Raw genomic sequence first — 24,175 nt, forward strand, 5'->3', positions numbered from 1 at the left:
TGGCCGCTGATGACGTCGACTCCGGTGGAGTGCGAGTGCGGCACCGCCTCGTGTCCGGCGGCGTTCAGCTTCTTGACGACCTGCGACCCGATCAGTCCGGTGCCGCCGATGACCGCGAACTTCATGTCGTGCCCTTCGTCGGGAATATGTCCGAAATATGACATATGGACGACTGTCGGGCATGGTGATCGCGGGCGCGCGCGCCCCGTCGCTCACCCGTACGCCGACTCCGCGGCGCCCGGGATCTCCGCCAGCCGTACCGGCCTGTGCTCCCGGCGGGACAGCTCGCAGGCCTCGGCCACCCGCAGGGCCTGCAAGGCCTCCCGGCCGTCGCAGGGGTTGGCACGCTCGCCGCGGATGACCTCGACGAAGGCGCACAGCTCGGCCTCGTAGGCGGGGCCGAAGCGTTCCAGGAAGCCGGTCCACGGCTTGTCCGCGGCCGGCGGCCCGGTCGGCTCGGTGGACGCGATGGGCGTACGGTCGTCCAGGCCGACCACGATCTGGTCCCGTTCCCCGGCGAGCTCCATGCGGACGTCGTAGCCGGCGCCGTTCAGCCGTGTCGCCGTCACCGTGGCCAGCGTGCCGTCGTCCAGGGTGAGGAGGGCCGCGGCCGTGTCGACGTCACCGGCCTCCCGGAACATCGCGGGCCCGGCGTCCGACCCGGTGGCGTACACGTCGACGATCTCCCGGCCCGTCACCCAGCGCAGTACGTCGAAGTCGTGGATCAGCGTGTCCCGGTACAGCCCGCCGGACAGCGGCAGCCAGGCGGCGGGGGGCGGGGACTGGTCGGAGGTCAGCGCCCGTACGGTGTGCAGCCGCCCGAGTCGCCCCGAGCGGACCGCCTCGCGGGCGCCCGCGTAGCCGGTGTCGAAGCGCCGCTGGAATCCCATCTGGAGGACGGTGCCGGCCGCGTCGACCTCGGACAGCGCTTGCAGCGTGCCGGGCAGGTCCAGAGCGATGGGCTTCTCGCAGAAGACGGGCAGGCCGGAGCGTGCCGCCCGGCCGATCAGTTCGGCGTGGGCCGAGGTGGCCGTCGTGATCACCACGGCGTCGACACCCCACCTGAAGATCTCGTCCACCCCCGGCGCCGCCGTCTCGCCGAGGCGGTGCGCGAGCTCCTGCGCCCGCGCCGGTTCCGTGTCCGTGAGGATCAGGGAACCGACCTCGCGATGGCGGCTGAGCGTGTTCGCATGAATGGTGCCGATGCGGCCCGTCCCGATGACCCCGATGCGCATGGAAACAAAGTGAGGGCCGACCCCGTACGCTGTCAATGTGTATGTCCGGACAATCGGACTACACAACTTCCCGTCAACCGGCCACGGAGCTACGCTCGGCCCGTGCCGAAACCAGATGTGGACCCCACCGTGTCGCTCGACCTCAGTGTGGACCGGAGCTCACCGGTGCCGTTGTACTTCCAGCTCTCCCAGCAGCTGGAGGCCGCGATCGAGCACGGCGAGCTGACCCCCGGCAGTCTGCTGGGCAACGAGATCGAGCTCGCCGCACGGCTCGGCCTGTCCCGGCCCACCGTCCGCCAGGCCATCCAGTCCCTCGTCGACAAGGGCCTCCTCGTCCGCCGTCGCGGCGTCGGCACGCAGGTCGTGCACAGCCAGGTCAAGCGCCCGCTGGAGCTCAGCAGCCTCTACGACGACCTGGAGGCGGCCGGGCAGCGCCCCGCGACGAAGGTGCTGGTCAACACCGTCGTCCCGGCGTCCGCCGAGGTCGCGGCGGCGCTCGGCGTCGTCGAGGACAGCGAGGTGCACCGCATCGAGCGGCTGCGGCTGGCGCACGGGGAGCCGATGGCGTACCTGATCAACTACCTGCCGCCCGGCCTGCTCGACCTGGACACCGCCCAGCTGGAGGCGACCGGTCTGTACCGTCTGATGCGCTCCGCCGGGATCACCCTGCACAGCGCCCGGCAGTCCATCGGCGCCCGGGGCGCCACGGCCGCGGAGGCCGAGCGGCTGGCCGAGACGGAGGGCGCGCCGCTGCTCACGATGCAGCGCACCACCTTCGACGACACCGGCCGCGCGGTCGAGTTCGGCGACCACACCTACCGGCCCACGCGCTACTCGTTCGAGTTCCAGCTGCTCGTACGGCCTTGACGCCGGGGCGGTCGCATCGTCTACACCGGCTGCATCGTCTATCGGTCGCATCGCCTGCATCGTCTACATGTCCGGACAATGTGACCGAAAGTTCCTCCCCGTCATGAGGCGTCTGTTCCCTGTGTCCGACAATGGTGCGCTTGGGGCTGGTGAGCCGATCATCGAGTGTGATCACCGGCCCCTTGCGCACGTCGGAGCACAGCCGGCGGACACAGCTGGAGCAACAGCAAGAGGGGCGCGGCCTCGTGGCACGGTTTCGGACCTGGGTAGGCATCGCGGTGGCGGGGGCGTTGGGCCTGGCCCTCGCCGGGTGCAGCAGCACCGGCGGCAAACGGGCCGAGGACGCCCGCGAGGCCGCCGCCCAGGGCAGGGCGGCGGTGAACACTCCCCGCTGGACCTTCGCGATGATCAGGCACTCGGGGGACGGCGACACCTTCTGGGACATCGTGCGGAGCGGCGCCGAGCAGGCCGCCGTCAAGGACAACATCCACTTCCTGTACTCGCACGACGACGAGGCCCAGCAGCAGGCCCAGCTCGTGGACGCCGCGGTCGACAAGAAGGTCGACGGCATCATCGTCACCCTCGCCAAGCCCGACGCCCTGAAGGCGGCGCCGGCCCGCGCCGAGAAAGCCGGCATCCCGGTGATCACAGTGAACTCGGGTTCGGCTCGGTCCAAGGCTTTCGGCGCGCTCGCCCACATCGGCCAGGACGAGACCGTCGCCGGTGAGGCGGTCGGCGAGGAGCTGAACGAGCGCGGGAGGAAGAAGGCCCTGTGCGTCCTGAAGTACGTGGCGGCGGCACGGGACGAGGGATTGGGTGTTGTATTGATCACCCATAATCCTCATCACGCTTTCCTCGTGGGCGACCGCTTCGTGCTTCTGAAGCGGGGCACGATGGCGGGCAGCCGCACGCGGGACGAGACGACCCTGGACGAGTTGACCCGGCAGATGGCGGGCGGAACCGATCTGGACGATCTACGCCACGAACTGCGGCGGGTCTGAGGGGCTCGGCGCCCCGCACCCGGCGGGGCCCCGCGCCCGGCGACGGCCGCGCGCCGTCCTTATCTCCCCCATACGGCACCGCATCGCGGGGTGAGGCAGAATCGGGGCCGATGAGCACCTACCGCGACCTCACCGCCCCCATCGGCTCCCGCCGGGCCACCGTGCTGCGCACCGTGGGCACACGGGAGCGCCGGTCACACCTGACCGCGCCCCGCGTGCCCACGGTCGGCATCGACATCGGCGGCACCAAGGTCATGGCGGGCGTCGTGGACGCCGACGGCAACATCCTGGAGAAGGTGCGCACGGAGACCCCGGACAAGTCCAAGAGCCCGAAGGTCGTCGAGGACACCATCGTGGAACTGGTCCTGGACCTGTCCGACCGGCACGACGTGCACGCGGTCGGCATCGGCGCCGCCGGCTGGGTCGACGCCGACCGCAACCGCGTCCTGTTCGCCCCCCACCTGTCCTGGCGGAACGAGCCGCTGCGCGACCGCCTGTCGGGGCGGCTGTCCGTCCCGGTCCTCGTGGACAACGACGCGAACACCGCCGCCTGGGCCGAGTGGCGCTTCGGCGCCGGCCGTGGCGAGGACCACCTCGTCATGATCACGCTGGGCACCGGCATCGGCGGCGCGATCCTGGAGGACGGCCAGGTCAAGCGCGGCAAGTACGGCGTGGCCGGCGAGTTCGGGCACATGCAGGTCGTGCCCGGCGGCCACCGCTGCCCGTGCGGCAACCGCGGCTGCTGGGAGCAGTACAGCTCCGGCAACGCGCTGGTCCGCGAGGCACGCGAGCTGGCCGCCGCCGACTCCCCGGTCGCCTACGGGATCATCGAGCACGTCAAGGGCAACATCACCGAGATCACCGGGCCGATGATCACCGAACTGGCCCGGGACGGCGACGCGATGTGCGTCGAACTGCTCCAGGACATCGGCCAGTGGCTCGGCGTCGGCATCGCCAACCTGGCCGCCGCCCTGGACCCCTCCTGCTTCGTCATCGGCGGCGGCGTCAGCGCCGCCGACGACCTGCTCATCGGCCCGGCCCGCGACGCATTCAAGCGCCACCTCACCGGCCGCGGCTACCGCCCCGAGGCCCGCATCACCCGCGCCCAGCTCGGCCCGGAGGCCGGCATGGTCGGCGCCGCCGACCTGGCCCGCCTGGTGGCCCGCCGCTTCCGGCGCGCCAAGCGGCGCCGGGTGGAACGGTTCGAGCGCTACGAGCGGTACGCCGAGGCCCGACGCGCGCAGGACACGGCATGACCGCCTCGCTGCCCCGCCAGGCCGCGCCCCCGGAAGAGCGGAGTCCGGCCGAGGACCCGCGCCACAAGGCGAAACGCAGGGCACTCACCCTGCTGATCATCGTGCTGCTCATCGGCGTCCCGGCCGGCTACCTGGTGATCTCCGCCAACCAGAGCCGCAACAGCGGCAAGGACAAGGAGCAGAAGTACTCGGCGACCGGCCTCGCCGCGGGCTGGCCGTCGAAGGTGCAGCGCCGCCTCTACCAGGTGCCCGTCCCGCACCCGGCCGACCAGATCGCCTACTACGAGACGAACAACTGGAAGACCAGCCGCCTTTACGTGCAGTTCCGGACCAACAGCGCCGGCCTGGACAGCTTCCTCGAGAGCATCGAGGTCAGCCGGGACGACCTGAAGAAGGGCGACATCAGCATCGGCGCCCGCGACCGGAAGATCACCGGCTGGACCTTCACCGGCCCCGGGCCCTGGTGGGGCCTCACCCACAAGCAGAAGAACCCGGCGCCCACCGAGGACGTGATCGTGAACCTGGCCGATCCGAACTTCCCGGTCGTGTACGTCGTCTCCCGCACCGTCCCCTGACGAGGCGGGCTCCGGACGGTCGCCGGGGCCGATTGTCAGACCCCGCCCGTACAGTCGGAGACATCTGATCCGACGCACGGGCGGGAGGTGGCAGAACGTATGAGCGGCACGGCTGCGACGGCCGGACGCGCGGGACGATCCCCCGGGGACGGGGAGGCCGTCCCGCTGCGGCTCGCGGCCGTCTACCTGCCCGCGCCCCTGCCGCGCGAGGGCCGGATCGCCTTCTGGGACCCCGACGACGGACCGGCCGCCCACGAAACGGCCGGGGAACCGGCGGGCGTGCGCCGGGACGAGCTGACGGTCGTACGGCGGCACGGCCCGGGTGTGCGCCGCAGGCAGGTGCCCGCCCTGTCCCTGCCGCTCGAACAGGCCCTTCCGCTGCTGGTGCGGGCCCGCCGGGACCCGGCCGCCCACCCGGCCACGGCCTGCTGGGGCGCCGCCGCCCTGCACGCGCTCCGGCTCGCCGCCCGCGGCCGCCTGCTGCCCGGGCTCACCCCCGCCGGGCACGACGCCTGGCGCGCCGGCCCCCTGGACCCCGACGACATCGCCCACCTGCGCGCGGTCGCCGCGGCCCTGCCCGCCGAGGGCCATGCCGTGCCGCTGCCCGGACCGGGCCCGCTGCGGCTGCCCGAGCCGGAGGCGCTGCTGCGGTCCTTCCTGGACGCGGTCGCGGACACCCTGCCCCGCACCCCGGCCGCGCCCCACACCTCCGGCAGGCCCTTCGCCGCCCGCGAACCCCAGTCGCTGCCCGACGCCCACGACTGGGCCGCCGAGGTCGCCGCCGGCATGGACGCGGGCGTGCGGATCTCGCTGCGCCTGGACCTGTCGGCGTACGACCTCTTCGGCGGGGACGCCGACAGCGCGGGGGCACGCGGCGCGGGCGCGGCGATCATCCAGGTGCACAGCCTCGCCGACCCCACCCTGATGTCCGACGCGGCGGCCCTGTGGGCGGGGGAGGCCGACACCGCGTTCGGCCCACGCGCGCGCGTGGACGCGGCTCTCGCGGTGCGCCGCGCCGCTCGGGTGTGGCCGCCGCTGGACCGGCTCGCCGAGCGTGAGGTGCCCGACGTCCTCGCCCTGTCCGAGGACGAGCTCGGCGAACTGCTCGGCGTGGCGGCCGGCCGACTCGCCGCGGCCGGGGTCGCCGTGCACTGGCCCAGGGACCTGGCACAGGACCTGAGCGCCGCCGCCGTGGTCCGGCCCGCCCCGGGCTCGGCGACCGACGGCACCGGCTTCTTCGAGAGCGAGGAACTGCTCCAGTTCCGCTGGCAGCTCGCGCTCGGCGGCGACCCGCTCACCGAGGGCGAGATGGACGCCCTCGCGGAGGCCCACCGCCCGGTCGTCCGGCTGCGCGACCGCTGGGTGCTCGTCGACCCCGCCCTCGTCCGCAAGGCCCGCAAGCGCGAACTGGGCCTGCTCGACCCCGTCGACGCACTGTCCGTCGCGCTCACCGGCAGCGCCGAGGTCGACGGCGAGACCGTGGAGGCGGTGCCCGTCGGCGCGCTGGCCGTCCTGCGCGACCGCCTCACGGCCGGGATCCGGCCCACCGAGCCGCCCACGGGCCTCGACGCCACGCTCCGCGACTACCAACTGCGCGGCCTGGCCTGGCTCGACCTGATGACCTCGCTCGGCCTCGGCGGCTGCCTCGCCGACGACATGGGCCTCGGCAAGACCATCACGGTGATCGCCCTCCATCTGAAGCGGGCCCGCACCGACCCGACCCTGGTGGTCTGCCCCGCCTCCCTGCTCGGCAACTGGCAGCGCGAGATCGCCCGGTTCGCGCCCGGCGTCCCCGTCCGCCGCTTCCACGGCCCCGACCGCACCCTGGACGGCCTCGGTACGGGCTTCGTCCTCACCACGTACGGCACCATGCGCTCGACGACGACCCGCCTGGCCGACCAGCCCTGGGGCATGGTCGTCGCGGACGAGGCCCAGCACGTCAAGAACCCGTACTCGGCGACCGCCAAGGCCCTGCGCACCATCCCGTCCCCCGCGCGCGTGGCACTGACCGGCACCCCGGTGGAGAACAACCTCTCCGAACTGTGGGCCCTGCTCGACTGGACCACCCCCGGACTCCTCGGCCCCCTGAAAGCCTTCCGCGCCCGGCACGCGCGCGCGGTGGAGAACGGCGAGGACGAGGAAGCGGTGACCCGCCTCGCCCGCCTGGTCCGCCCCTTCCTGCTGCGCCGCAAGAAGTCCGACCCCGGCATCGTGCCCGAACTGCCGCCCAAGACCGAGACGGACCACCCCGTCCCCCTGACCCGCGAACAGGCCGCGCTCTACGAGGCGGTGGTGCGCGAGTCGATGCTGGCGATCGAGACCGCGGAGGGCATCGCGCGCCGGGGCCTGGTGCTGAAGCTGCTGGGCGCCCTCAAGCAGATCTGCGACCACCCCGCGCTCTATCTGAAGGAGGAGGCACGGGACGACCGGCTCGCCGCCCGCTCCGGCAAACTCGCGCTGCTGGACGAGCTGTTGGACACCCTGCTCGCCGAGGACGGCTCGGCGCTGGTCTTCACGCAGTACGTCGGCATGGCCCGCCTCATCACCGCCCACCTCGCCGCCCGCGCGGTCCCGGTCGACCTCCTGCACGGCGGCACGCCCGTCCCCGAGCGCGAGCGCATGGTGGACCGCTTCCAGAGCGGTGAGACGCCGGTCCTCGTCCTCTCCCTCAAGGCCGCCGGGACCGGCCTGAACCTCACCCGCGCGGGCCACGTCGTCCACTTCGACCGCTGGTGGAACCCGGCCGTCGAGGAACAGGCCACCGACCGTGCCTACCGCATCGGCCAGACCCAGCCCGTCCAGGTCCACCGCCTGGTCACCGAGGGCACGGTCGAGGACCGCATCGCCGAGATGCTCGCCGCGAAGCGCGCCCTGGCCGACGCGATCCTCGGCTCCGGCGAGTCGGCCCTGACCGAACTGACCGACCGTGAGCTGTCCGACCTGGTGTCGCTGAGGAGGCCGTCGTGACGGGCGGGGAGACGGGCGGGGACCGGCGCCCGGGGGACGTGGCGCGACGGGCGCTGCGGGAGGCGCTGGACGCCCGGGAACGGGGGAGCGGCCCGCTGGGGGGCGAGCAGGAGGCCGTGGCCGCCGAGGGCGGGACCTGGACCGTACCCGGGGCAGGACCGGGGGCCGGCCCTGGGCCGACGGAGGGCGCGGCCGGCGACGAGGAGCGGACGCCCGGGGCCAGTACACAGGTCGGGGCTGCCCGGGACGAGGAGCCGTCGCCGCAAGGTGCGGCCGAGCGGGCGGGCTCGGCGTCCGGGAGCGACGCGCCGAGGCCCGGCGATGCCGCCCGTGCGGCGCTCCGGTCGGCCGTCCTCGCCCGGCGGGGTGCGGGTGCGGCGGCCGAGAGCGGCGCCGGACCGGCCGCGCCCGCCGCGCCGGCGAGACCCCCGCAGGAGCCGGTACCGGACGCCGGGGACCACCCGGCTCCGGAGGCGGCACCGCGCGACCGCGGCGCGGTCGAGCCGGGCGGGCGCCCGGGAGACATCGCCCGGGAGGCGCTGCGCGCCGCTCGCCGCGCGACTCGCGAGACGGAGCCCGCGAACGGCACCGAGTCCGCGGGCCGACCGGCTACGGCTCGCCGTGACTCACCACAGGGCGTCGAGCGGCGCAAAGTGGCCCAGGACATGCGGGAGTTCCTCGCGACGGCCTTCCGGATGCCCTCGATGTCCGACGAGCCGGGCGAGACGGCCGACGCCGGTGACCCACCGACGCCGGCGACCGCACCCGGCCCGCCGGACCGTCCGCCCACCGAGGCCCCACCCCCGGACACCCCGGCACCGGCCACCACGCCCCCCTCTAAGACGGCACCGCCCCTCCCGGCCGTCCCCCACACCATGTCCACCCCCCACCGCGACCACGAACTGCGCCGCACCTTCCCCGCCTTCCCGGCCCGCCCGTCGCAGGAGGCCCGGTTCGCCGAGACATGGTGGGGCAACGCCTGGGTCGACGCGCTGGAGCAGGGCGCGCTGGACGTGAAGCGGCTGGCACGCGGCCGGGGGTACGCCGAGCAGGGGCACGTGGACGCGATCACCGTGACGCCGGGGCTCGTGCTGGCGTACGTGCGCGGCAGCCGCCCCCGGCCGTACCGCGTCCAGGTGCGGCTGCGCACGCTGGAGGAGGCCGGCTGGGAGCGGTTCCTGGACGCGGCCGCCGACCGGCCCGGACACATCGTCGCCCTGCTCGACAAGGAGCTGCCCCACTCCCTCGCCGACTGCGGCGTCCCCCTGCTGCCCGGCCCCGGCGACCTGGCGCCCCGGTGCAGCTGCCCCGACTCCGGCCACCCCTGCAAGCACGCGGCGGCCCTGTGCTACCAGACGGCCCGCCTGCTCGACGCCGACCCCTTCACGCTGCTCCTGCTGCGCGGCCGCGGCGAGCGCGACCTGCTCGACGCGCTGTCCCGCCGCAGCGCCGCCCGCGCAGCCCGCGCCGCCCGGGAACGGCAGCCGGCGTCCCTGCCCGGCGTCCGCGCCACCGACGCCCTCGCCCCGCGCGAACTCCCGCCCCTGCCGCCGCCGTTGCCCGCACCCCCGCACCCCCAGCAGCCCCCGGTGTACCCGGCGGCACCGGGCGGCCCCGACCCCTTCGCGCTGGACCAGCTGGCGACCGACGCAGCGGCCCGCGCCCACACCCTGCTGACCACCGGCCGTGACCCGGTCGGCGAACTCACCCTCTGGCAGGACGCGGTGCGCCAGGCCGCGGCCCGCCCCGGTTCGGGGCTGACCGCCGGCACCCGCGCGCTCTACTCCGCACTGGCCGCCGCCGCGGACCGCACCCCGGCCGAACTGGCGCGCGCGGTCGCCGCCTGGCGGCAGGGCGGCATCGAGGGGCTCACCGTCCTGGAGGAGCCCTGGGACCCGCCGGCGGGCCGCTTCGACCGCGCCCGCCCGCTCCTGCTCGCCGCCGACCTCCCGGCCTTCCGCCCCTGGCGCAACCGCCTCACCCACCCCCGGGGCCATGTCCAACTCCGGCTCGGCCGCGACGGCTTGTGGTACGCCTACGAGTCGGAGCCCGACCACGACGACTGGTGGCCGCGCGGCACGCCCGATCCGGATCCGGTCGGCGCCCTGACGGGCCTGGGCACCTCCGGCGAGGCGTGAGGCCGGCCGGCCGCGGCGACGCCGAGGGTCGTCAGCTCCCGACGGTGGCGGATCTTCGGGAGGGCGAGCAGCTTGCGCAGCCGTGCGGCGACGGCGGCCAGGGCGAACCAGTAGGCGAGGCCGATCAGGACGTCCAGGATGCAGAGGAAGAAGATCTGCCGCGCCGTGGAGCCGCCGCCGTGGACGAACTGCGGCAGGACGCTGAGGAACAGCGCCGCCTTCGGGTTGAGCGCGTTGGTGAGGAACCCCGGGTGAAACCGGCCCGCCGGGCGGCCGGCACCGCCCGGATGCCCGGGTGGACGAGATAGGCCGCGCCCAGCAGCTTGATGGTGTCGTAGAGGACCGGGGAACGGGCGGCGATCAGCGACAGCCTGAGAGCGGCGGCGAGCATGTGCACCCACAGCCCGCTCCGGGCGCATCAGCGTCGGTTCGAAGGAGAAGAACGGGTCTGGTGCGCCACCGACCGCTCGTCGTCGTCCCCGGGGGATGTCGAAGGGCACCGGCACGGTCTGCGGCAGCGGCACCGCCGCCCCGGCGGGCTGCGAGTTTCAGGGCGTGGAAGCCGCCCGGAAGTTCTGGGCTCTTTTGCTTGCCCAGGTACGTTCCGGCGCGTTCGTCACCTCCAGGGATTTTTGAGACCCATGCCAGCACTCACGGCCAATCCACCTGGATGCTCCATACATCCGATGTGACCTGTGGCAGGCAGACCAAGATCGCCGGAAACTCTGCCGGTCACATTGCCTGGTTGGAGATCGAGGCCCCGAGCAAGATCAAGGGCGTGAGAATCCGCGGATCGGTCGTGGATCACGAAAAATGGAGCAGTGATGGCTGACGAATACTCGCTCGATGCCGCCAGTATCAATATTTCCTACCCGGCGGGCGTTGTGACGCCGAACGACGCCAATAAGGGTGACAAGGACTTTTCCCTCGCCCACTGGAACGAAGACCACAAGGACGACCGGGACTGGTAAGTAACACCTGGTCATTCAGCGGTAACCAGCACTAAGAAAGAGAAGCCTTCGTGCAATCAAATGCCGCTCTCCTTCGGGTTGCAAGCCTGAGCGTCGAAGAGATTTCACGGGGCGACTCCGGAGCCGATCGCCTGCGTGAATCTCTCGTCAGGCAGGCGATCGGTCTCGCTGCCGGCCATGACATTCTGAACGGTTCGAGCCAGCGCATCGAGGAAGCCATCGAGCGATACGTGTCAAGAATGGGTGGGCGGGCAACACCATTCGGACTGCTGGCTGGCACGGCCTTTGTCGACACCGGGGCCACGCGCCGTCTAGAACTTGCGGACCGCAGCTCCCACCAGGCATTCGTCAGGATCGACATCGCTGCACTGGAGCTGCTCGTCGCCGCCTACTGCCCCTCCGCCCCGACCACACTTCTGCGGCCCGGGGAGGAACCCCTTGCGCTGACTCTGTCCGCGCTGAGGCAGGCTGGCGCCACACCACAAGCCGACGCCCTCCACGCACTCGCATCGTCCGTGTGCGGACCCCGGCCAGTGGCCCAGATATCAACGGACCAGCTCAACATGGCCTGGCACGCTGCAGCAGCAATGCTGCCCGAGCTCGCCGGAATTCACGAGAAGAAGAGGTTCCACGTAGACCTGGACCTCGTGCTCACTGCGACTCAAGTCGAAGGGTGCCTGGCCGAAGAACTCGACCTTGCTCTTCGGCGACTGCAACTGCTCTTCCGTTCGAGCGACCCGCTGAAAGATTTTCGTGAAGAATTCCGCTGCCGTTTCGAAGATGGGGCGGTACCGCTTCGTGAGGTTCTTGATTTCAAGCATGGCCTCATGGAAAAGAGTGTCGCCGTCACATCACAGCTGGCCGACAGGGCGGGCGTGGAACGAAGGCGAACGTCCACGAGTGAATCGACCGTTCCAGATATCTCGATCGCGGCGTACGACCATTGGCGCTCGACGGGACGGCCGTACGACCTCACCGACCAGCCGGTCGCACCGCATGGTGTGGCCCGATCGGTTCAAGCAGCGCTCGTCGGACCTCAGGCGGAGGGACACGACGCCGTGCTGATCAGCGGCCAGGAGCGGTCCCCACTGGCTTCCCTGGCGCGGTTCGCTCTTTCACGACCGGACCGGGAGGCAGCGTTGCGCGGCTGGCTCGCGTCCCGTGACTACGGGCCGGAAGACCCGATCGTCGCCGAGCTCGTCCATACGTCCAGGGGGCGAGTCGGCAACATCTTGCTCCGTCCGCGCTTGCACCAGTGGAGCATGGGCTCGGGGCAGCAGTCGGGTGCCACTCTGAATCCGAATCATCTGCTGGTCTCACTTGCGGGGGACCAGTTCGTCCTGCGACATGCCCTGACCGGCAGGCCGGTCCTGCTGGAACTCAACTCGGCTCACTCCGTGGACCATCCGGGCAATGACCCTCGCTATCGACTCCTCGCGAACATGAGTGGCGTCGCCGGCATCGGCTGGAGATGGGGCGGACTCACACGGATGTCGCACCTGCCCCGGGTCACCTGCGGGCGGATCATCGTCCAGCCCGAGCGGTGGCGCTTGGGTCCGGACGAGGTGAACCGCGTGCTCGAATCCTCCTCTCCGGCAGCCGCTTTGCAGGCACTACTGCCCGGCCTGGAGGACCGCAGATGGGTCGGCTGCGGCACGAAGGACCGGCTGATTCCCGTCGACCTTCACTCCTCGCGTGCAGTCTCCGCGCTGATCGGCCGTGCGGCCCGTACCGGGGCGATCGACCTCACTGAACTTCCTCACGTGGAGAGCCCGGCGGTGTCGAGTGCTCAGGGACACCATGTGGCAGAGGTCTGCTTCCCTCTGTCCACCATGGGAATACGGGCGTCAAGCTCCCCGCAGGGCCATGCCCCCCGTGTAAGCGGTGCCTCATGGGTGTACTTCACCTACTACTGCAGTGTGTTGACCGCCGACGAGGTCGTTCTTCAGGCACGTGAGTGCGCGGATCGCCTCCGTGAGGACGGGCGAGTATCCGCCTGGTTCTTCGTCAGATATGGAAAGGGCGGAAACCATGTACGCGTACGCCTTCGTCCGTCCGGTGACGGGAACCGGGCAGATGTGGTGGCAGAACTCGACGCTCTCGGACTTCGCCTCATCGGTTCCGGACTGGTGACTCGCGCGACAACAGATCAGTACGTACCGGAAGTTGCAAGGTTCGGAGGACCTCAAGGTCTTGCACGCGCCGAGGAGCTCTTCACGGTCGACAGCGACTGCGTATGCGATTTCCTCGCGCAACGGCCGACCGAAGAAAAGCGTTTGTTCCGAGGAATCGCAGATATTTTGCAGTGGTCGGAGACCTTCTTCCCGGAATATCACGAGAAACGACTCATCGAAATTCTGAGAAGAAGAGGGATCCCCTCGACGTCGGGACGCCAACTCGGCCGTCGCTACGGCGAGTTCTTCCGTGAACAGAGGAAGAACCTGGACGACTACTTGGCTACCGGCAAAGCAGACGTTCGCACCCATGCCGCGCTTCGAGGAGTCCGACACACACCACCGCCGCCTGGGATCGCTGAAACCTCAGGCTGCGGCGGAAAGGAAGAGGTCTTTCGCGCGATCATGCACATGCATTTCAACAGACTTTTCACGGTCGACATCCAACGTCTCGAACGCCTCGCTTACGACTTCGCCGTGCGCAAGATCCTGGAACGTCACGCCCGAGCAATGCAGTAAGAAGAGCTGTCACGAACACGAACGGATCGAAATGAATCATCGCGAAGAAACCACCACGGCTTTTGACCTGTCGCGGTTGATCTCCCCCGTCGAGACCAAGCAGTTCCAGCACGACTACTGGGAACAGAAGCCGTTGTACATAGAACGGCAGGATCCGAACTACTACGCCGATTTGCTGACGCTCGACGACGTGGACCGGCTGCTGATGTTGGCCGGCCCGAGTTTCGACACCATACGCGTGGTCGTCGACGGCCATGAAACACCGATCTCGGAGATGACTCAGCGCGGCCCACAAGGGCGTACGAACACCCTGGAAGCCATCTACGACCACTATCGTTCCGGCTCAACCGTGGTACTGAACTCCCTCGACGACCGGTGGGAGCCGCTGCAGCGCCTGACCCACGCCCTGGGCGCTGAGGTAAGTGCGGGGTTCCAGGTCAACGTCTATCTGACGCCTGCCGGAAAGGCGCAAGGCTTCAAGCCCCACTACGACACCCACGACGTGCTCGTCGCGCAGGTCCACGGAAGCAAGCAATGGCGCCTGTACGGAGCCCCCTACGAACTGCCGCTGGCCGGACGCCCCAAGTTCGGCGAGAAGTTCGACAACGATTCCACCCCCGCCCGGCAACTCACGTTGCAGTCCGGCGACTTCCTCTACCTTCCTCGCGGTGAGGTGCACGCCGCCTCGTCCAACGACGAAGCGTCGATCCATCTCACCATCGGCGTACACCAGGCCAACTGGGCTTCGATACTGCAGACGGCCATGCAGAAGCTCTTCGACGAGGACGTGCGATTTCGTCGTGGCCTGCCCCTGGGCTTTGCCGGAAACCCGGACCTTCAGGGCATCGCAGGCGGCACATTCCGCGAGTTGCTGAACGCCCTGCAGGAGCAGCTGTCTCCGGCACAGGTCATGGACGAGACGGTGGCGCAGGCTGTCTCCTTCAACTCGCCGAAGCTCTCGGGGCATCTGCGTGACTTGGAGCACCTCAGGGATCTGACTCCCGAGACCCGTCTGCGTCGTCGAGAAGGTGTGCTCTGCCACGTGTCGCAGAGCGATTCCACAGTGAGCGTCACCTTCCACAACAAGTCGGTCGAGCTGCCGGCCCAGGTGGCGGAGCAGGTGATGTGGGTCGTGTCGGGCAGCACTTCGACGTTCAGCCCCGCCGAGATCCCTGGCCGTCTTGACCTGCCGGGGCGGATGGTCCTGGCGCAGACCTTCGTGCGGGAAGGCCTCCTCACGTTCTGATTCCGTCCGGGAGCCCGCTCTGCGCGGGCTCCCCCACCTGTGGAGAAGCTCATGCTCAAGCCAACCGGACGCTCGATGGTCATGTATGACTTCGACACGGACAGTTCGACAGCCGGGTGCCTCGACATGTCAGGTGAGGCGTTCACCGAACCCTTCATGATCGACACGATCGAGCGGCGGCTGCGTGAACGGCCACGCCCGTTCGCTCTGGCCGGTGAGTGGGGGGAAGTGTGTGACGTTCTCCAGGATCAGCCGTCACTGCCCCTGCGGGGCATGATCTTTCATACCGGCCGCTGCGGGTCGACCTTGATGGCGAACGCCTTCTCCGCCATGCCGCAGGCCATGACGCTCAAAGAGTCTCCGTTCCTCTCCGCTACGGCGGCCAAGGCGATGTCGGCCGACTCGGACGGCACCATGACACACGAGTTGCTCCGAGCCCTGCAGAGGAGCTGCCTGCCCCCCACGACCGCGGAACAGAAGTACCAGATCTGGAAGTTCGCGAGCTGGAACGTCCTCGCCGACCCTGTTTGGCCGACCGCCTTCCCAGACAGCGCTCGTGTCTTCATGTGGCGCCCCTGCGCGGAGGTCATGGCGTCCGAGATCGCGGCCCCTCCGCTGTGGGCCAACGGGAAGGGCCGCGTCAACCATTCGATGTTCAGCACTGGGAGGGCCTTGATGCGGGAGGCGGGCCTCACCGGTCTCCCGACGGCGCAAGCCCTGAGCCTGGCGGCCTGGTTGTCGACCGCCACAAAGGGTATTGAGCTCGGCGAACGAGGCGATCTCGTAGTGGCCTACGACACAGTGCGAAGCGATCTGGCCGGCTCAATTCGAGCCATCGCCGGTCACTTCGGCATCCCGGTGACAGCCGAGGAAGCGGAACGAGCGGCGCAGGTCCGCCATTTCTACTCCAAGGACCCCAGTGGGACGAAGAAGTTTCAGCAATCAACTACCTCAATACCCTTGGACCGGGAAACGACGCGGCAGATACGCGACCTGACGGCTGGCATCGAGGAACGGCTCTCGAAGCTGAGTTGTGCCGTAAACTGACCCAAACCACCCGAATCAAGGCCGTCTGCATCGCGACTGACCGTATCTCGTCTGTATTTTTACTCGAGATTTACCAACGCGGGTATGGCCTCATGTAACTTTCTCTTTATGGGGGATATTGGAACCAGTATTAAACAACTGCGAATAACAACCGGAATGACCCAAGAACAGTTAGCGGAGTCTTCCGGACTTAGTATTCGTGCAATCAGAGACATAGAGCGGGGTTCGACCCAGCGTCCCTATCGCCATTCACTTGAACTTGTCGCAGCGGCCATGGGGCTGAGCGAACAGGACACCAACGAGCTGATCGGGACCGTCTACGTGCCACCAAACCTCAGGCATCGAGGCTCCGGAGCCGGACCACGGGAGCACGCCAAGGGCCGGGCCGTACCAAGGGTGGCACTGGTGCATTTGCCGCCTGCACCCCTGAACTTCGTCGGACGCCGTGACGCGCTGCAGAAGCTGGACGCTCTACCTGGAGCCGGCTCGGTCAATGCCTCCGCGGTCGCACTCCTGGACGGAGCGCCGGGAGTCGGCAAGACGGCACTCGCTCTGCGATGGGCGCACCAAGTAGCGGGGCGATTCGCTGACGGTGTGCTCTATGCGGACCTCCGGGGTTACCACGCGCAGCCCCCACTCGCCCCGGAATCAGTTCTCCGGCGCTTCTTGCGTGCTTTGGGCGTCCCCGATCACCGTGTGCCGTTGTCGAAGGAGGAGTGCTCTGCCCTGTATCGGTCAAAAATGGCCGATCTCCGCATGCTCATCGTGCTCGACAACGCGGCCTCGGCCGAGCAGGTCCGCCCCCTGCTCACTGGGGCTCCCCACTGTTCGGTCGTCGTTACCAGCAGAAATTCGATGACTGGGTTGGTGGTGCGCGACGGCGCACAACGCATCCGCGTCGACTCCCTCACCGACGCTGAATCTCGGGAGCTGTTCGAGAGCTCCGTGGGAGAGGCGCGCAGCAAGCGCGAGCCAGAGGCCGTTGCCGGACTGCTGGCCATGTGCGACGGTTCACCACTTGCCCTGCGCGTCCTGGCGGAGCGGGCACGAGACCAGCCGCACGCCGCCTTGCGGGAGATCGTCACACGCCTGGCCGGTCGACTGAGCCAACTCAGTCCTTTCGACACTCCGGGCGATCCGCAGTCCAGCATCCGAGAACTCCTGTCCTGGTCCTATCGCAATCTCCCCGCACCTGCTGCCCGGATATTCGACGGCCTGGGCAATGTACGTCAGAGAACTTTTACCGTCACGCAGCTACTCTCCGTTCGGCCATATTCTGGCATGGGGGAGGAAATTCTCATGGATGCTCTCGACTGGCTCGCGGAGGAGAACCTGATCGAAAGCGAAAAACCCGGGCACTACAAGATCAACAGACTCATCTGGCACTACGCCAGAGAACGACTGGACGAGGTTACGGGGCATTGAAGCATCATGCACTGCCGGAGGGTTCCTCAAGAGTTTCACTGCTGCGAATAATCAGATTATTTCGCCCATATCGAGGCCGCCTCGTCCTCATTGCAGCGTTGATAGGAAGTTCATCACTCATCGCCCTGACGGTCCCGCTCATGGTGCGTGAACTCTTCGATGTCGCCCTGCCCCAGGGGCGTACCGGCCTGCTGTCCGCACTGGCTCTGGGTATGGCACTCGCATCCGTCACGGGCAGCGCCATCTCGGTACTGGAGTCGTTCATTTCCACCTTCGTGGGACAACGGGTGATGCACGATCTCCGAACGGAGATCTACACCCATCTCCAGGAACTGCCACTCGCGTTTTTCACGCGAACTCGCACCGGCGAAGTCCAGTCACGTATCGCGAATGACATCGGCGCCATGCAGGCGACGGTGACCTCCACGGCAAGTTCTCTGGTGTCCAGCCTCACCACCGTGACTGCCAGCGTCATTGCGCTGCTGATCATGGACTGGCGCCTGGCATTGGTCTCCTTGTCGGTCCTGCCTCTGTTCATTTTGATCAGCCGCCGGGTCGGAGAGTTGCGAAGAGCATTCACTCGCCAGCGGCAGCAGCAGATGTCATCGATGTCCGCCATGGTGGAGGAGCAGCTTTCCGTCAGTGGCGTTCTGCTGGCTCGCACCATGGGACGCTCCAAAGAGCTGGCCGAGATGTTCGCTGTCGAGTCCAAGGCCCTCAGCGACCTTCAGGTGCACTCGAACATGGCGGGCCGCTGGCGGCAGTCGGTGATCCAGACGGTCATGGCACTCATGCCGGTGGCCATCTATTGGTCCAGTGGCATCACCGCGGCCAACGGACACGCAGCCATCTCGCTCGGCACTCTTATCGCATTTGTTTCTCTACAGCAGGGTCTTTTTAATCCTACACTGACCCTCCTCGGAATCGGAGTCGCGATTCAGGGATCAATGGCACTCTTTGAGCGGATCTTTGAGTACCTCGATCTTCCGACCACGATCGTTGAATCAGACCAGCCCACCACGCTCGTGAACATCAAGGGTCACGTGCGGTTCGAGAACGTCGATTTCGCGTACTCGGACGCCGCTCAGACGCTCAGTCGGATAAGTTTCGACGTGCTGCCCGGCAACAGCCTCGCCATAGTTGGTGAAACAGGTGCGGGAAAGACCACGATCGGCTATCTCATGGCCAGGCTGTACGACGTAACTGCTGGACGCATCACGCTGGACGGCGCGGACATCCGTGACTTGAGCTTCGCCACTCTGACATCCAGTGTGGGGGTCGTAGCCCAGGAGACGTACCTGTTTCACGCCACCATCGCGCAGAATCTCCGGTTCGCCAAGCCGGACGCCAGCGATGAAGAATTGATCGAAGCGGCCAAAGCCGCTCAGATTCACGGGCATATTGCGGCACTGCCGGAGGGGTACGACACGGTCGTCGGTGAGCGCGGGCTCAGGATGTCAGGGGGAGAGCGGCAACGCATCGCCATCGCCCGTACCTTGTTGCGTAATCCTCCGGTTCTGGTATTGGACGAGGCGACCAGTGCCCTGGATACCCAGACCGAACGTTCTGTGCAGCAAGCCCTCAAGACGCTGTCGGCCGGCCGGACCGTGATCACCATCGCGCATCGGCTTTCCACAACGCGCGATGCAGATGAAATCGTCGTCCTGGACCGAGGCAAGATCAAAGAGCGTGGTACACACGAGGACCTCGTCTCCCGCGGTGGTGCCTATGCCGCCATGTTCACAAGGGGTGTCACCTCCAGGAACAGCCAAAGCCGAGTGCGGGAGGTAACGCGAAGTGCGTGACAAGTGGTGGAAGTCCGCCCGACTGGCAGGGGCCATAGCACTTCCCGTCGCCACGGCGTCGATCGTCATCGGGCCGGGCGGGCTCGCGGGCCACGCCGAGACCTACGAGGTACCCGTCAGCAGACCCGCTTGGGCCACTCCCGCCGCCGACCACGGGCCGGCGGCGGGCGACGCTCCTGTCGAGGCGCGCATATGGTTTGCCGCACGCGATCGAGCCGGCCTGTCGCGGTATGTGCGGGCAGTGTCAAGTCCTCGGGACCCTCTGTACCGGCACTTCCTGTCACCGAGGGAATTCCATAGCCGGTTCGGTCCAACCGCCGCTCAGATGTCGTCGATTACATCATGGGCCAGTTCGCAAGGGCTGCGCGTGACGGGCGAGACGGACCATTATGTGACCGTCAGCGGCTCCGTAGTGAAAACCCAGAAGGCGCTGTCGGTCTCCCTGCACTCCTTCTCCGGAAACGGCAGGGCCGGCATCGCGCCCGTAACGCTGCCCAGGATCCCCAGGAGGCTTGCACCTGCAGTTCTGACAGTGACCGGGCTGGACCACGAGACCGAAACAGCGAAGAGCTCCAAAGACCTCCCACCGCCGCCCAAGAATCGTTGGTGGCCCAAGCGCTGCAGTTCTGGAGGAGAACCTCAGGAGGCTGACTTCGCGAGCCAGGACGGGAACAAGCCGACATGGGTGCCCTGTTCGTATACGCCGGAGCAACTGCGCGCCGCGTACGGAGCGGACCGACGGAGATTGAATGGTCATGGCGTCACGGTCGCCGTGGTGAATGCCTATTCCTCACCCACCATGGCCACCGACCTTGCCCGGTACTCACGCGACCACCATATTCCCCTGAATCCCGGTCAGTACCGCGAAGTGCTCAGTCCCACATGGGACCAGATGAACACCTGCGGCGCCCCCGGTTGGTACTCGGAGCAAGCCAAAGACGTGGAAGCCGTCCATGCGATGGCCTCCGATGCCGGCATCGTCTATGTGGGCGCCCAGAACTGCACCACGAGTGCCCTCAATGATGCCCTGGTCAAGGTTGTCGACCAGCGCCTGGCCGACATCGTCAGCTGCTCCTGGGGATCGCCGACGGACGGCTATCCCGTGCAGGACCGTCTGGTGGCACACAGCATCTTCGAACAAGGCGCGGCCGAAGGCATCGGCTTCTACGTCTCGTCGGGAGACGCGGGCTACGAAGACCCCGCAACCAGCGCCGGTCACGGAAGCGGATCCCGACGTCTCCAGGTGGACTATCCGGCTTCGGACCCCATGGTGACCGCGGTCGGAGGGACATCCCTCATGCTCAATGCGAACAACAGCTATGCCTACGAGACAAGTTGGGGTCAGTACAGGATCAAGCTCGCAGAAGGCGGGACCAACTGGACGGCTCCCCCGCCCGGCAGGTATCCGCAGGACTGGTCCGGAGGGTCGGGGGGCGGCACCAGCATCATGTACGAGCAGCCCTGGTATCAAGCGGCTGTCGTACCCACCGCGCTCAGCCGCGGTCTTCCCGGCGGGCGTAGGAGTGCGAAGCCCATGCGAGTCGTTCCGGACGTAGCGCTCGACGCAGATCCACTCACTGGCATGACGGTCGGCGAAACCGTGCGGATGCCGGATGGCAAGACGCTGCGATACACAGAGGGCCGGTCCGGCGGGACGAGTCTGTCCTGCCCGCTCTTCGCCGGCATCCAGGCACTGGTTCAACAGGCACAGCACGGCAGGCCGCTGGGTTTCGCCAATCCCGCGATCTACCTCCGCTACGGAACGTCCGCGTACAACGACGTGACTGACACTCCGCTCGGCCCGAACCACACCTTGTCCTGGGTGATGAGGAAGTACACCGACCAACGGAACGCCAAGGGTCCGCTGCTCACCTACCTCGCGACCACCGGACACGACGGTGAAGGTGCTGCCGCCCTCCGGGCCGACCCCGGCTACGACAACACCACGGGTGTCGGCTCGCCGAACCGCCACTATCTGGACTCCTACCAGTAGCCCGAACAGAGTCGGGACCGGAAATCCCCTGGTTCCGTCTGCGGTCGGCCGGTTGAGGGGCGGAGAAGATTGAAGCAGGAAGAGTTCTGCAGGTGTCGGCCAGGAATGACCGTCTGGCTCACCGGACTGCCGAGCGCCGGCAAGTCCACGATCGCGCACGAGCTCGCGGCCCGCATGCTGACTGACGGGCGCCGAGTCGCGGTGCTCGACGGCGAGGAGTTGCCGAAGTCCCTGGCGGCGGGCCTGGGCTTCGGCCGCGAGGACAGGCACACGAACGTACAGCGCATAGGGGTGCTCTCGGAAGTTCTGGCCCGGAACGGCATCGTTGTTCTCGTTCCGGTCATCGCCCCGTACGCGGTCGGCCGTGAGGCGGTGCGCAAGCGACACCAGGAGGCCGGGGTGGCATACGTAGAGGTGCATGTGGCAGCTCCGGTCGAGGTGTGCCGCAAGCGAGACGTGAAGGGCCTGTACGCCAAGCAGACGAGGGGTGAGACGTCCGGGCTCTCCGGGGTCGACGACCCGTACGAGGTGCCGGGGGCTCCTGACCTGCGCATCCAGTCGCACACCCAGAGCATCCGGGAGTCGGTGAACGATGTGTGGCACTTGCTCGCCACCCGGGAATTGGTGTGAGCGCACCCACCTTGTGAACCATCATGCCGAGGACGGCGGACGGCGACGATCAGCCGGGCGTCGGCGTCGATGACGACCTGGTCGCTGGCGGAGTACCAGTGGTTCTGTGACCGCTGGGGGGGGGACGTACGCATGTGAAGGCCACCGAGAAGTGGTACGTGAAGCCGGATGCCGCGAATCTTCGCGAAGCCGCCACAGTGTGGGAATCCTTGCACGGGGGTGCGGTGGAGGGGCGGGCGTGCACCGGGCGGTCCACCGGGCGAGCGAGTTGCCAAGCCGTACGGCCGGCAAGATCGAGGTTGACCCGGAGTCCGGCTACCGGCTGTGGGCCGATAGCTGTGATCGGGAGGGTCCGTCCGGCTACGGCCCGTCGCCCACCAGGGCACTCAAGCTGCAACCTGCATCGCTCGGATGCTGTGACGAGGCAGGAAGCTCTTGGACACCGGGCCCGGGAAAGGGCACGCGCCCGCAGGACCCGCTGTCGACCCGGTCACGAGTACACGCGGGAGAACACGTACCTGGACCCTCGAGGCCTTCGGCGGTGCGGGCACGTCGTAGCGAGAGGGACAAGAGCCGTTAGGTTGGGACCGGCCATGTGAGATCCCGTAAGAGATGAGAGGGTCTGACGGGTGAGCGAGACACCAACCCTGCAATACCGCTTTGACGGGCCAGAAGACGCCCCAGTCCTGATCCTGGGTCCCTCACTGGGCACGACATGGCACAGGTTGTAAACCCTGTCCGTGGGTGTCCAGGCCAGTCCAAGAAGACCGCGTCATGCCAGGTCAGGGCATACGCTCCGGGGAGTCGACGCAGTCGGTGACAGGCGCGTGACAGCGGAGTTCGACGAGAAGCCCCCAAGGCGCGGCCGGGCGAGGCTTCCGAGTGGGTGGTGTCTCGCCTGGTGTCGGATACTCCGCAGCGGTTCGGGCGTCCAGCTGCTGCTGGCGGGCGACCTGTTCCGGCGGCAGTGACGTGGTCGGTCGGGGCCTGGGCGAGCGGTTCCCGGGAGCGGTGCGGGAACGCCTGCCCGAGCAGCAGGCCCGCCGCAGGAAGGCACCCACCGGTGCGAAATACTCTCCCGATGAGTTCACGCACTTCCCCGATCGGCCAGTCGATCACGATACGGAGGGCCGTCGCGCGGGATGCCAAACGGCTCACGCGGCTCGTGCGTGGCTCAGGCGCCTACGAGGGTAAGTACGCAGCCGCAGTCGCGGGCTACCGGGTCGGTCCTGACTACATCGAGGCCCACCGCGCCTTCGTAGCCGTCGGCGCCGACGAGCATGGAGGCCGGGTCCTCGGGTTCTACTCGCTCGTCCTCGCTCCACCGGAGCTCGACCTGCTGTTCGTCGCCGATGAAGCGCAAGGACGGGGTATTGGACGACTGCTCGTCGCGCATATGCAGTCCGAGGCCCGTGCCGCCGGGCTCGACCGCGTCAAGGTCGTGTCGCATCGTCCCGCCGAGGACTTCTACCACCGCGCCGGTGCAGTGCGGACCGGGACCGCGCTCGCGAACCCGCCCGCCGTGCCGTGGGACCGTCCCGAATTCGAGTTCCGCATTCCTTCGGAATGACGCCATGTGCCGGTTCGCAGGGCACCTGCTTCGCCCGCATGGCGCGCTCCGTGTGTGCCGTCGTCTCTGCCCTGGTGGGGGACCGCCTGCGCCGGCGGCCTGTCCCCCGCATCAGGAGCGAGGCGAGGGTGCTGCTGGACGCCTTTCGAAGGCGTCTTACGGACAGCCGCGTACGTCGTCGCCGCCCTGGCGGTCAGGGTTGCACTTTGTGAGACCGCTCTTCCTGAAACGCAGCACTCCGAGTGGGGCAATATCTGTGCTTGCGAAGTGAGGCTTTGGCGGACCGCGTATTGAGAGTTTTTGTCGCACTGAGTGGAGCGGAATTTCGGAATGTGCACGGGCCGTTCCAGTGTGCTACTGTCGATCTCGGTTGCAGTTGTGGTTCCCGAAACTTCAAGTGCCCCACCGGGTTCTGTCGGTTGGAGGCGCTTCTGTATTTCCGGTCATTTCCGGACGGGGTAATCATTGCGGCGACACGGCGTCCGCGCAGTGCGGATCCCGATGTACTGCCCCGAAGGAGATATGGCATGGCTACGGGTACTGTGAAGTGGTTCAACGCGGAAAAGGGCTTCGGCTTCATCGAGCAGGACGGTGGCGGCGCCGACGTGTTCGCCCACTACTCGAACATTGCCGCGCAGGGCTTCCGTGAGCTCCTCGAAGGCCAGAAGGTAACCTTCGACATCGCGCAGGGCCAGAAGGGTCCGACGGCCGAGAACATCGTTCCGGCCTGACGCTGACGCACATTTTGTAGCTGGG

Annotated in this window: 18 protein-coding genes and 1 pseudogene; 16 read left to right on the forward strand and 3 right to left on the reverse strand. The window is 68.1% G+C overall.

Annotated features, from left to right (window positions below; genetic code table 11):
- A partial coding sequence (locus tag ABZ915_RS16580; RefSeq protein WP_361803831.1) for an NAD-dependent epimerase/dehydratase family protein occupies positions 1-125 on the reverse strand: 125 nt, incomplete at its 3' end.
- 87 nt (positions 126-212) lie between these two features.
- The gene (locus ABZ915_RS16585) at positions 213-1,235 is read right to left on the reverse strand and encodes a Gfo/Idh/MocA family oxidoreductase (protein WP_361802507.1); all 1,023 of its coding nucleotides are present in this window, start codon (positions 1,233-1,235) and stop codon (positions 213-215) included.
- Between the two features lie 129 nt (positions 1,236-1,364).
- Here ABZ915_RS16585 and ABZ915_RS16590 point away from each other — a divergent pair, with 129 nt between their 5' ends.
- The 6 genes and pseudogenes from ABZ915_RS16590 (at position 1,365) to ABZ915_RS16615 (ending at position 10,039) form a co-directional block, all read left to right on the forward strand.
- On the forward strand, positions 1,365-2,102 hold the full coding sequence (locus tag ABZ915_RS16590) for a GntR family transcriptional regulator (RefSeq protein ID WP_361803834.1): 738 nt from the start codon (positions 1,365-1,367) through the stop codon (positions 2,100-2,102).
- A gap of 245 nt (positions 2,103-2,347) precedes the next feature.
- Positions 2,348-2,884 (forward strand): annotated as a pseudogene (locus tag ABZ915_RS16595) (substrate-binding domain-containing protein); the annotation flags it as partial.
- A gap of 329 nt (positions 2,885-3,213) precedes the next feature.
- Positions 3,214-4,359 carry an ROK family glucokinase gene (locus ABZ915_RS16600; protein ID WP_361802510.1) on the forward strand — a complete coding sequence of 382 codons (1,146 nt, stop codon included), beginning with the start codon at positions 3,214-3,216 and terminating at the stop codon, positions 4,357-4,359.
- Positions 4,356-4,934, forward strand: a complete 579-nt coding sequence (locus tag ABZ915_RS16605) for a sugar kinase (RefSeq protein WP_361802513.1) — start codon at positions 4,356-4,358, stop codon at positions 4,932-4,934. Before ABZ915_RS16600 ends, ABZ915_RS16605 begins: the two co-directional genes overlap by 4 nt.
- A gap of 99 nt (positions 4,935-5,033) precedes the next feature.
- On the forward strand, positions 5,034-7,901 hold the full coding sequence (locus ABZ915_RS16610; RefSeq protein ID WP_361802516.1) for a DEAD/DEAH box helicase: 2,868 nt from the start codon (positions 5,034-5,036) through the stop codon (positions 7,899-7,901).
- The gene (locus ABZ915_RS16615; protein WP_361802519.1) at positions 7,898-10,039 is read left to right on the forward strand and encodes an SWIM zinc finger family protein; all 2,142 of its coding nucleotides are present in this window, start codon (positions 7,898-7,900) and stop codon (positions 10,037-10,039) included. Before ABZ915_RS16610 ends, ABZ915_RS16615 begins: the two co-directional genes overlap by 4 nt.
- On the opposite strand, the gene ABZ915_RS16620 is transcribed toward ABZ915_RS16615, so the two are convergent.
- Complete coding sequence (locus ABZ915_RS16620; protein WP_361802522.1) at positions 9,937-10,440, reverse strand: LysE family transporter; 504 nt, start codon at positions 10,438-10,440, stop codon at positions 9,937-9,939. The two genes, ABZ915_RS16615 and ABZ915_RS16620, sit on opposite strands and share 103 nt — an antisense overlap.
- A 423-nt stretch (positions 10,441-10,863) precedes the next feature.
- Between ABZ915_RS16620 and ABZ915_RS16625 the strand changes: the two genes are divergently transcribed.
- From ABZ915_RS16625 to ABZ915_RS16670, 10 genes are all read left to right on the forward strand, one after another.
- Positions 10,864-11,010, forward strand: coding sequence for a hypothetical protein (locus ABZ915_RS16625; protein WP_361439423.1), 147 nt, complete (start codon positions 10,864-10,866; stop codon positions 11,008-11,010).
- A gap of 50 nt (positions 11,011-11,060) precedes the next feature.
- A complete protein-coding gene (locus ABZ915_RS16630; RefSeq protein ID WP_361802525.1) occupies positions 11,061-13,703 on the forward strand; it encodes a thiopeptide-type bacteriocin biosynthesis protein in 2,643 nt (880 codons plus the stop codon).
- 31 nt (positions 13,704-13,734) lie between these two features.
- Positions 13,735-14,949 carry a cupin domain-containing protein gene (locus ABZ915_RS16635; RefSeq protein WP_361802528.1) on the forward strand — a complete coding sequence of 405 codons (1,215 nt, stop codon included), beginning with the start codon at positions 13,735-13,737 and terminating at the stop codon, positions 14,947-14,949.
- Positions 14,950-15,000: 51 nt separating this feature from the next.
- Entirely contained in the window at positions 15,001-15,996 is a 996-nt protein-coding gene (locus ABZ915_RS16640; RefSeq protein ID WP_361802531.1) for a hypothetical protein, read from the forward strand.
- A gap of 108 nt (positions 15,997-16,104) precedes the next feature.
- Positions 16,105-17,421: an NB-ARC domain-containing protein gene (locus tag ABZ915_RS16645; RefSeq protein WP_361802534.1), complete on the forward strand. Its 1,317-nt coding sequence runs from the start codon at positions 16,105-16,107 to the stop codon at positions 17,419-17,421.
- Positions 17,422-17,459: 38 nt separating this feature from the next.
- Positions 17,460-19,226 carry an ABC transporter ATP-binding protein gene (locus ABZ915_RS16650; protein WP_361803837.1) on the forward strand — a complete coding sequence of 589 codons (1,767 nt, stop codon included), beginning with the start codon at positions 17,460-17,462 and terminating at the stop codon, positions 19,224-19,226.
- Positions 19,219-21,219: a S53 family peptidase gene (locus ABZ915_RS16655; RefSeq protein WP_361802537.1), complete on the forward strand. Its 2,001-nt coding sequence runs from the start codon at positions 19,219-19,221 to the stop codon at positions 21,217-21,219. Before ABZ915_RS16650 ends, ABZ915_RS16655 begins: the two co-directional genes overlap by 8 nt.
- A gap of 69 nt (positions 21,220-21,288) precedes the next feature.
- Positions 21,289-21,849, forward strand: coding sequence for an adenylyl-sulfate kinase (gene cysC / locus ABZ915_RS16660; RefSeq protein WP_361802540.1), 561 nt, complete (start codon positions 21,289-21,291; stop codon positions 21,847-21,849).
- 1,081 nt (positions 21,850-22,930) lie between these two features.
- Positions 22,931-23,419: a GNAT family N-acetyltransferase gene (locus ABZ915_RS16665; RefSeq protein ID WP_361802543.1), complete on the forward strand. Its 489-nt coding sequence runs from the start codon at positions 22,931-22,933 to the stop codon at positions 23,417-23,419.
- A gap of 527 nt (positions 23,420-23,946) precedes the next feature.
- Positions 23,947-24,150: a cold-shock protein gene (locus ABZ915_RS16670; protein WP_006136369.1), complete on the forward strand. Its 204-nt coding sequence runs from the start codon at positions 23,947-23,949 to the stop codon at positions 24,148-24,150.
- Positions 24,151-24,175: the final 25 nt, after the last annotated feature.

The sequence above is a fragment of the Streptomyces sp. NPDC046915 genome (genome assembly GCF_040644935.1).
Classification (GTDB): Bacteria; Actinomycetota; Actinomycetes; order Streptomycetales; family Streptomycetaceae; genus Streptomyces.

Bases quoted from the DNA above. Each gene is read 5' to 3' on its own strand.
- ABZ915_RS16600 (WP_361802510.1), top strand. From the start codon at position 3,214: ATGAGCACCTACCGCGACCTCACCGCCCCCATCGGCTCCCGCCGGGCC.
- ABZ915_RS16645 (WP_361802534.1), top strand. From the start codon at position 16,105: ATGGGGGATATTGGAACCAGTATTAAACAACTGCGAATAACAACCGGA.
- ABZ915_RS16625 (WP_361439423.1), top strand. From the start codon at position 10,864: ATGGCTGACGAATACTCGCTCGATGCCGCCAGTATCAATATTTCCTAC.
- ABZ915_RS16665 (WP_361802543.1), top strand. From the start codon at position 22,931: ATGAGTTCACGCACTTCCCCGATCGGCCAGTCGATCACGATACGGAGG.
- ABZ915_RS16635 (WP_361802528.1), top strand. From the start codon at position 13,735: ATGAATCATCGCGAAGAAACCACCACGGCTTTTGACCTGTCGCGGTTG.
- ABZ915_RS16585 (WP_361802507.1), bottom strand. From the start codon at position 1,235: ATGCGCATCGGGGTCATCGGGACGGGCCGCATCGGCACCATTCATGCG.
- ABZ915_RS16640 (WP_361802531.1), top strand. From the start codon at position 15,001: ATGCTCAAGCCAACCGGACGCTCGATGGTCATGTATGACTTCGACACG.
- ABZ915_RS16670 (WP_006136369.1), top strand. From the start codon at position 23,947: ATGGCTACGGGTACTGTGAAGTGGTTCAACGCGGAAAAGGGCTTCGGC.
- ABZ915_RS16610 (WP_361802516.1), top strand. From the start codon at position 5,034: ATGAGCGGCACGGCTGCGACGGCCGGACGCGCGGGACGATCCCCCGGG.
- ABZ915_RS16605 (WP_361802513.1), top strand. From the start codon at position 4,356: ATGACCGCCTCGCTGCCCCGCCAGGCCGCGCCCCCGGAAGAGCGGAGT.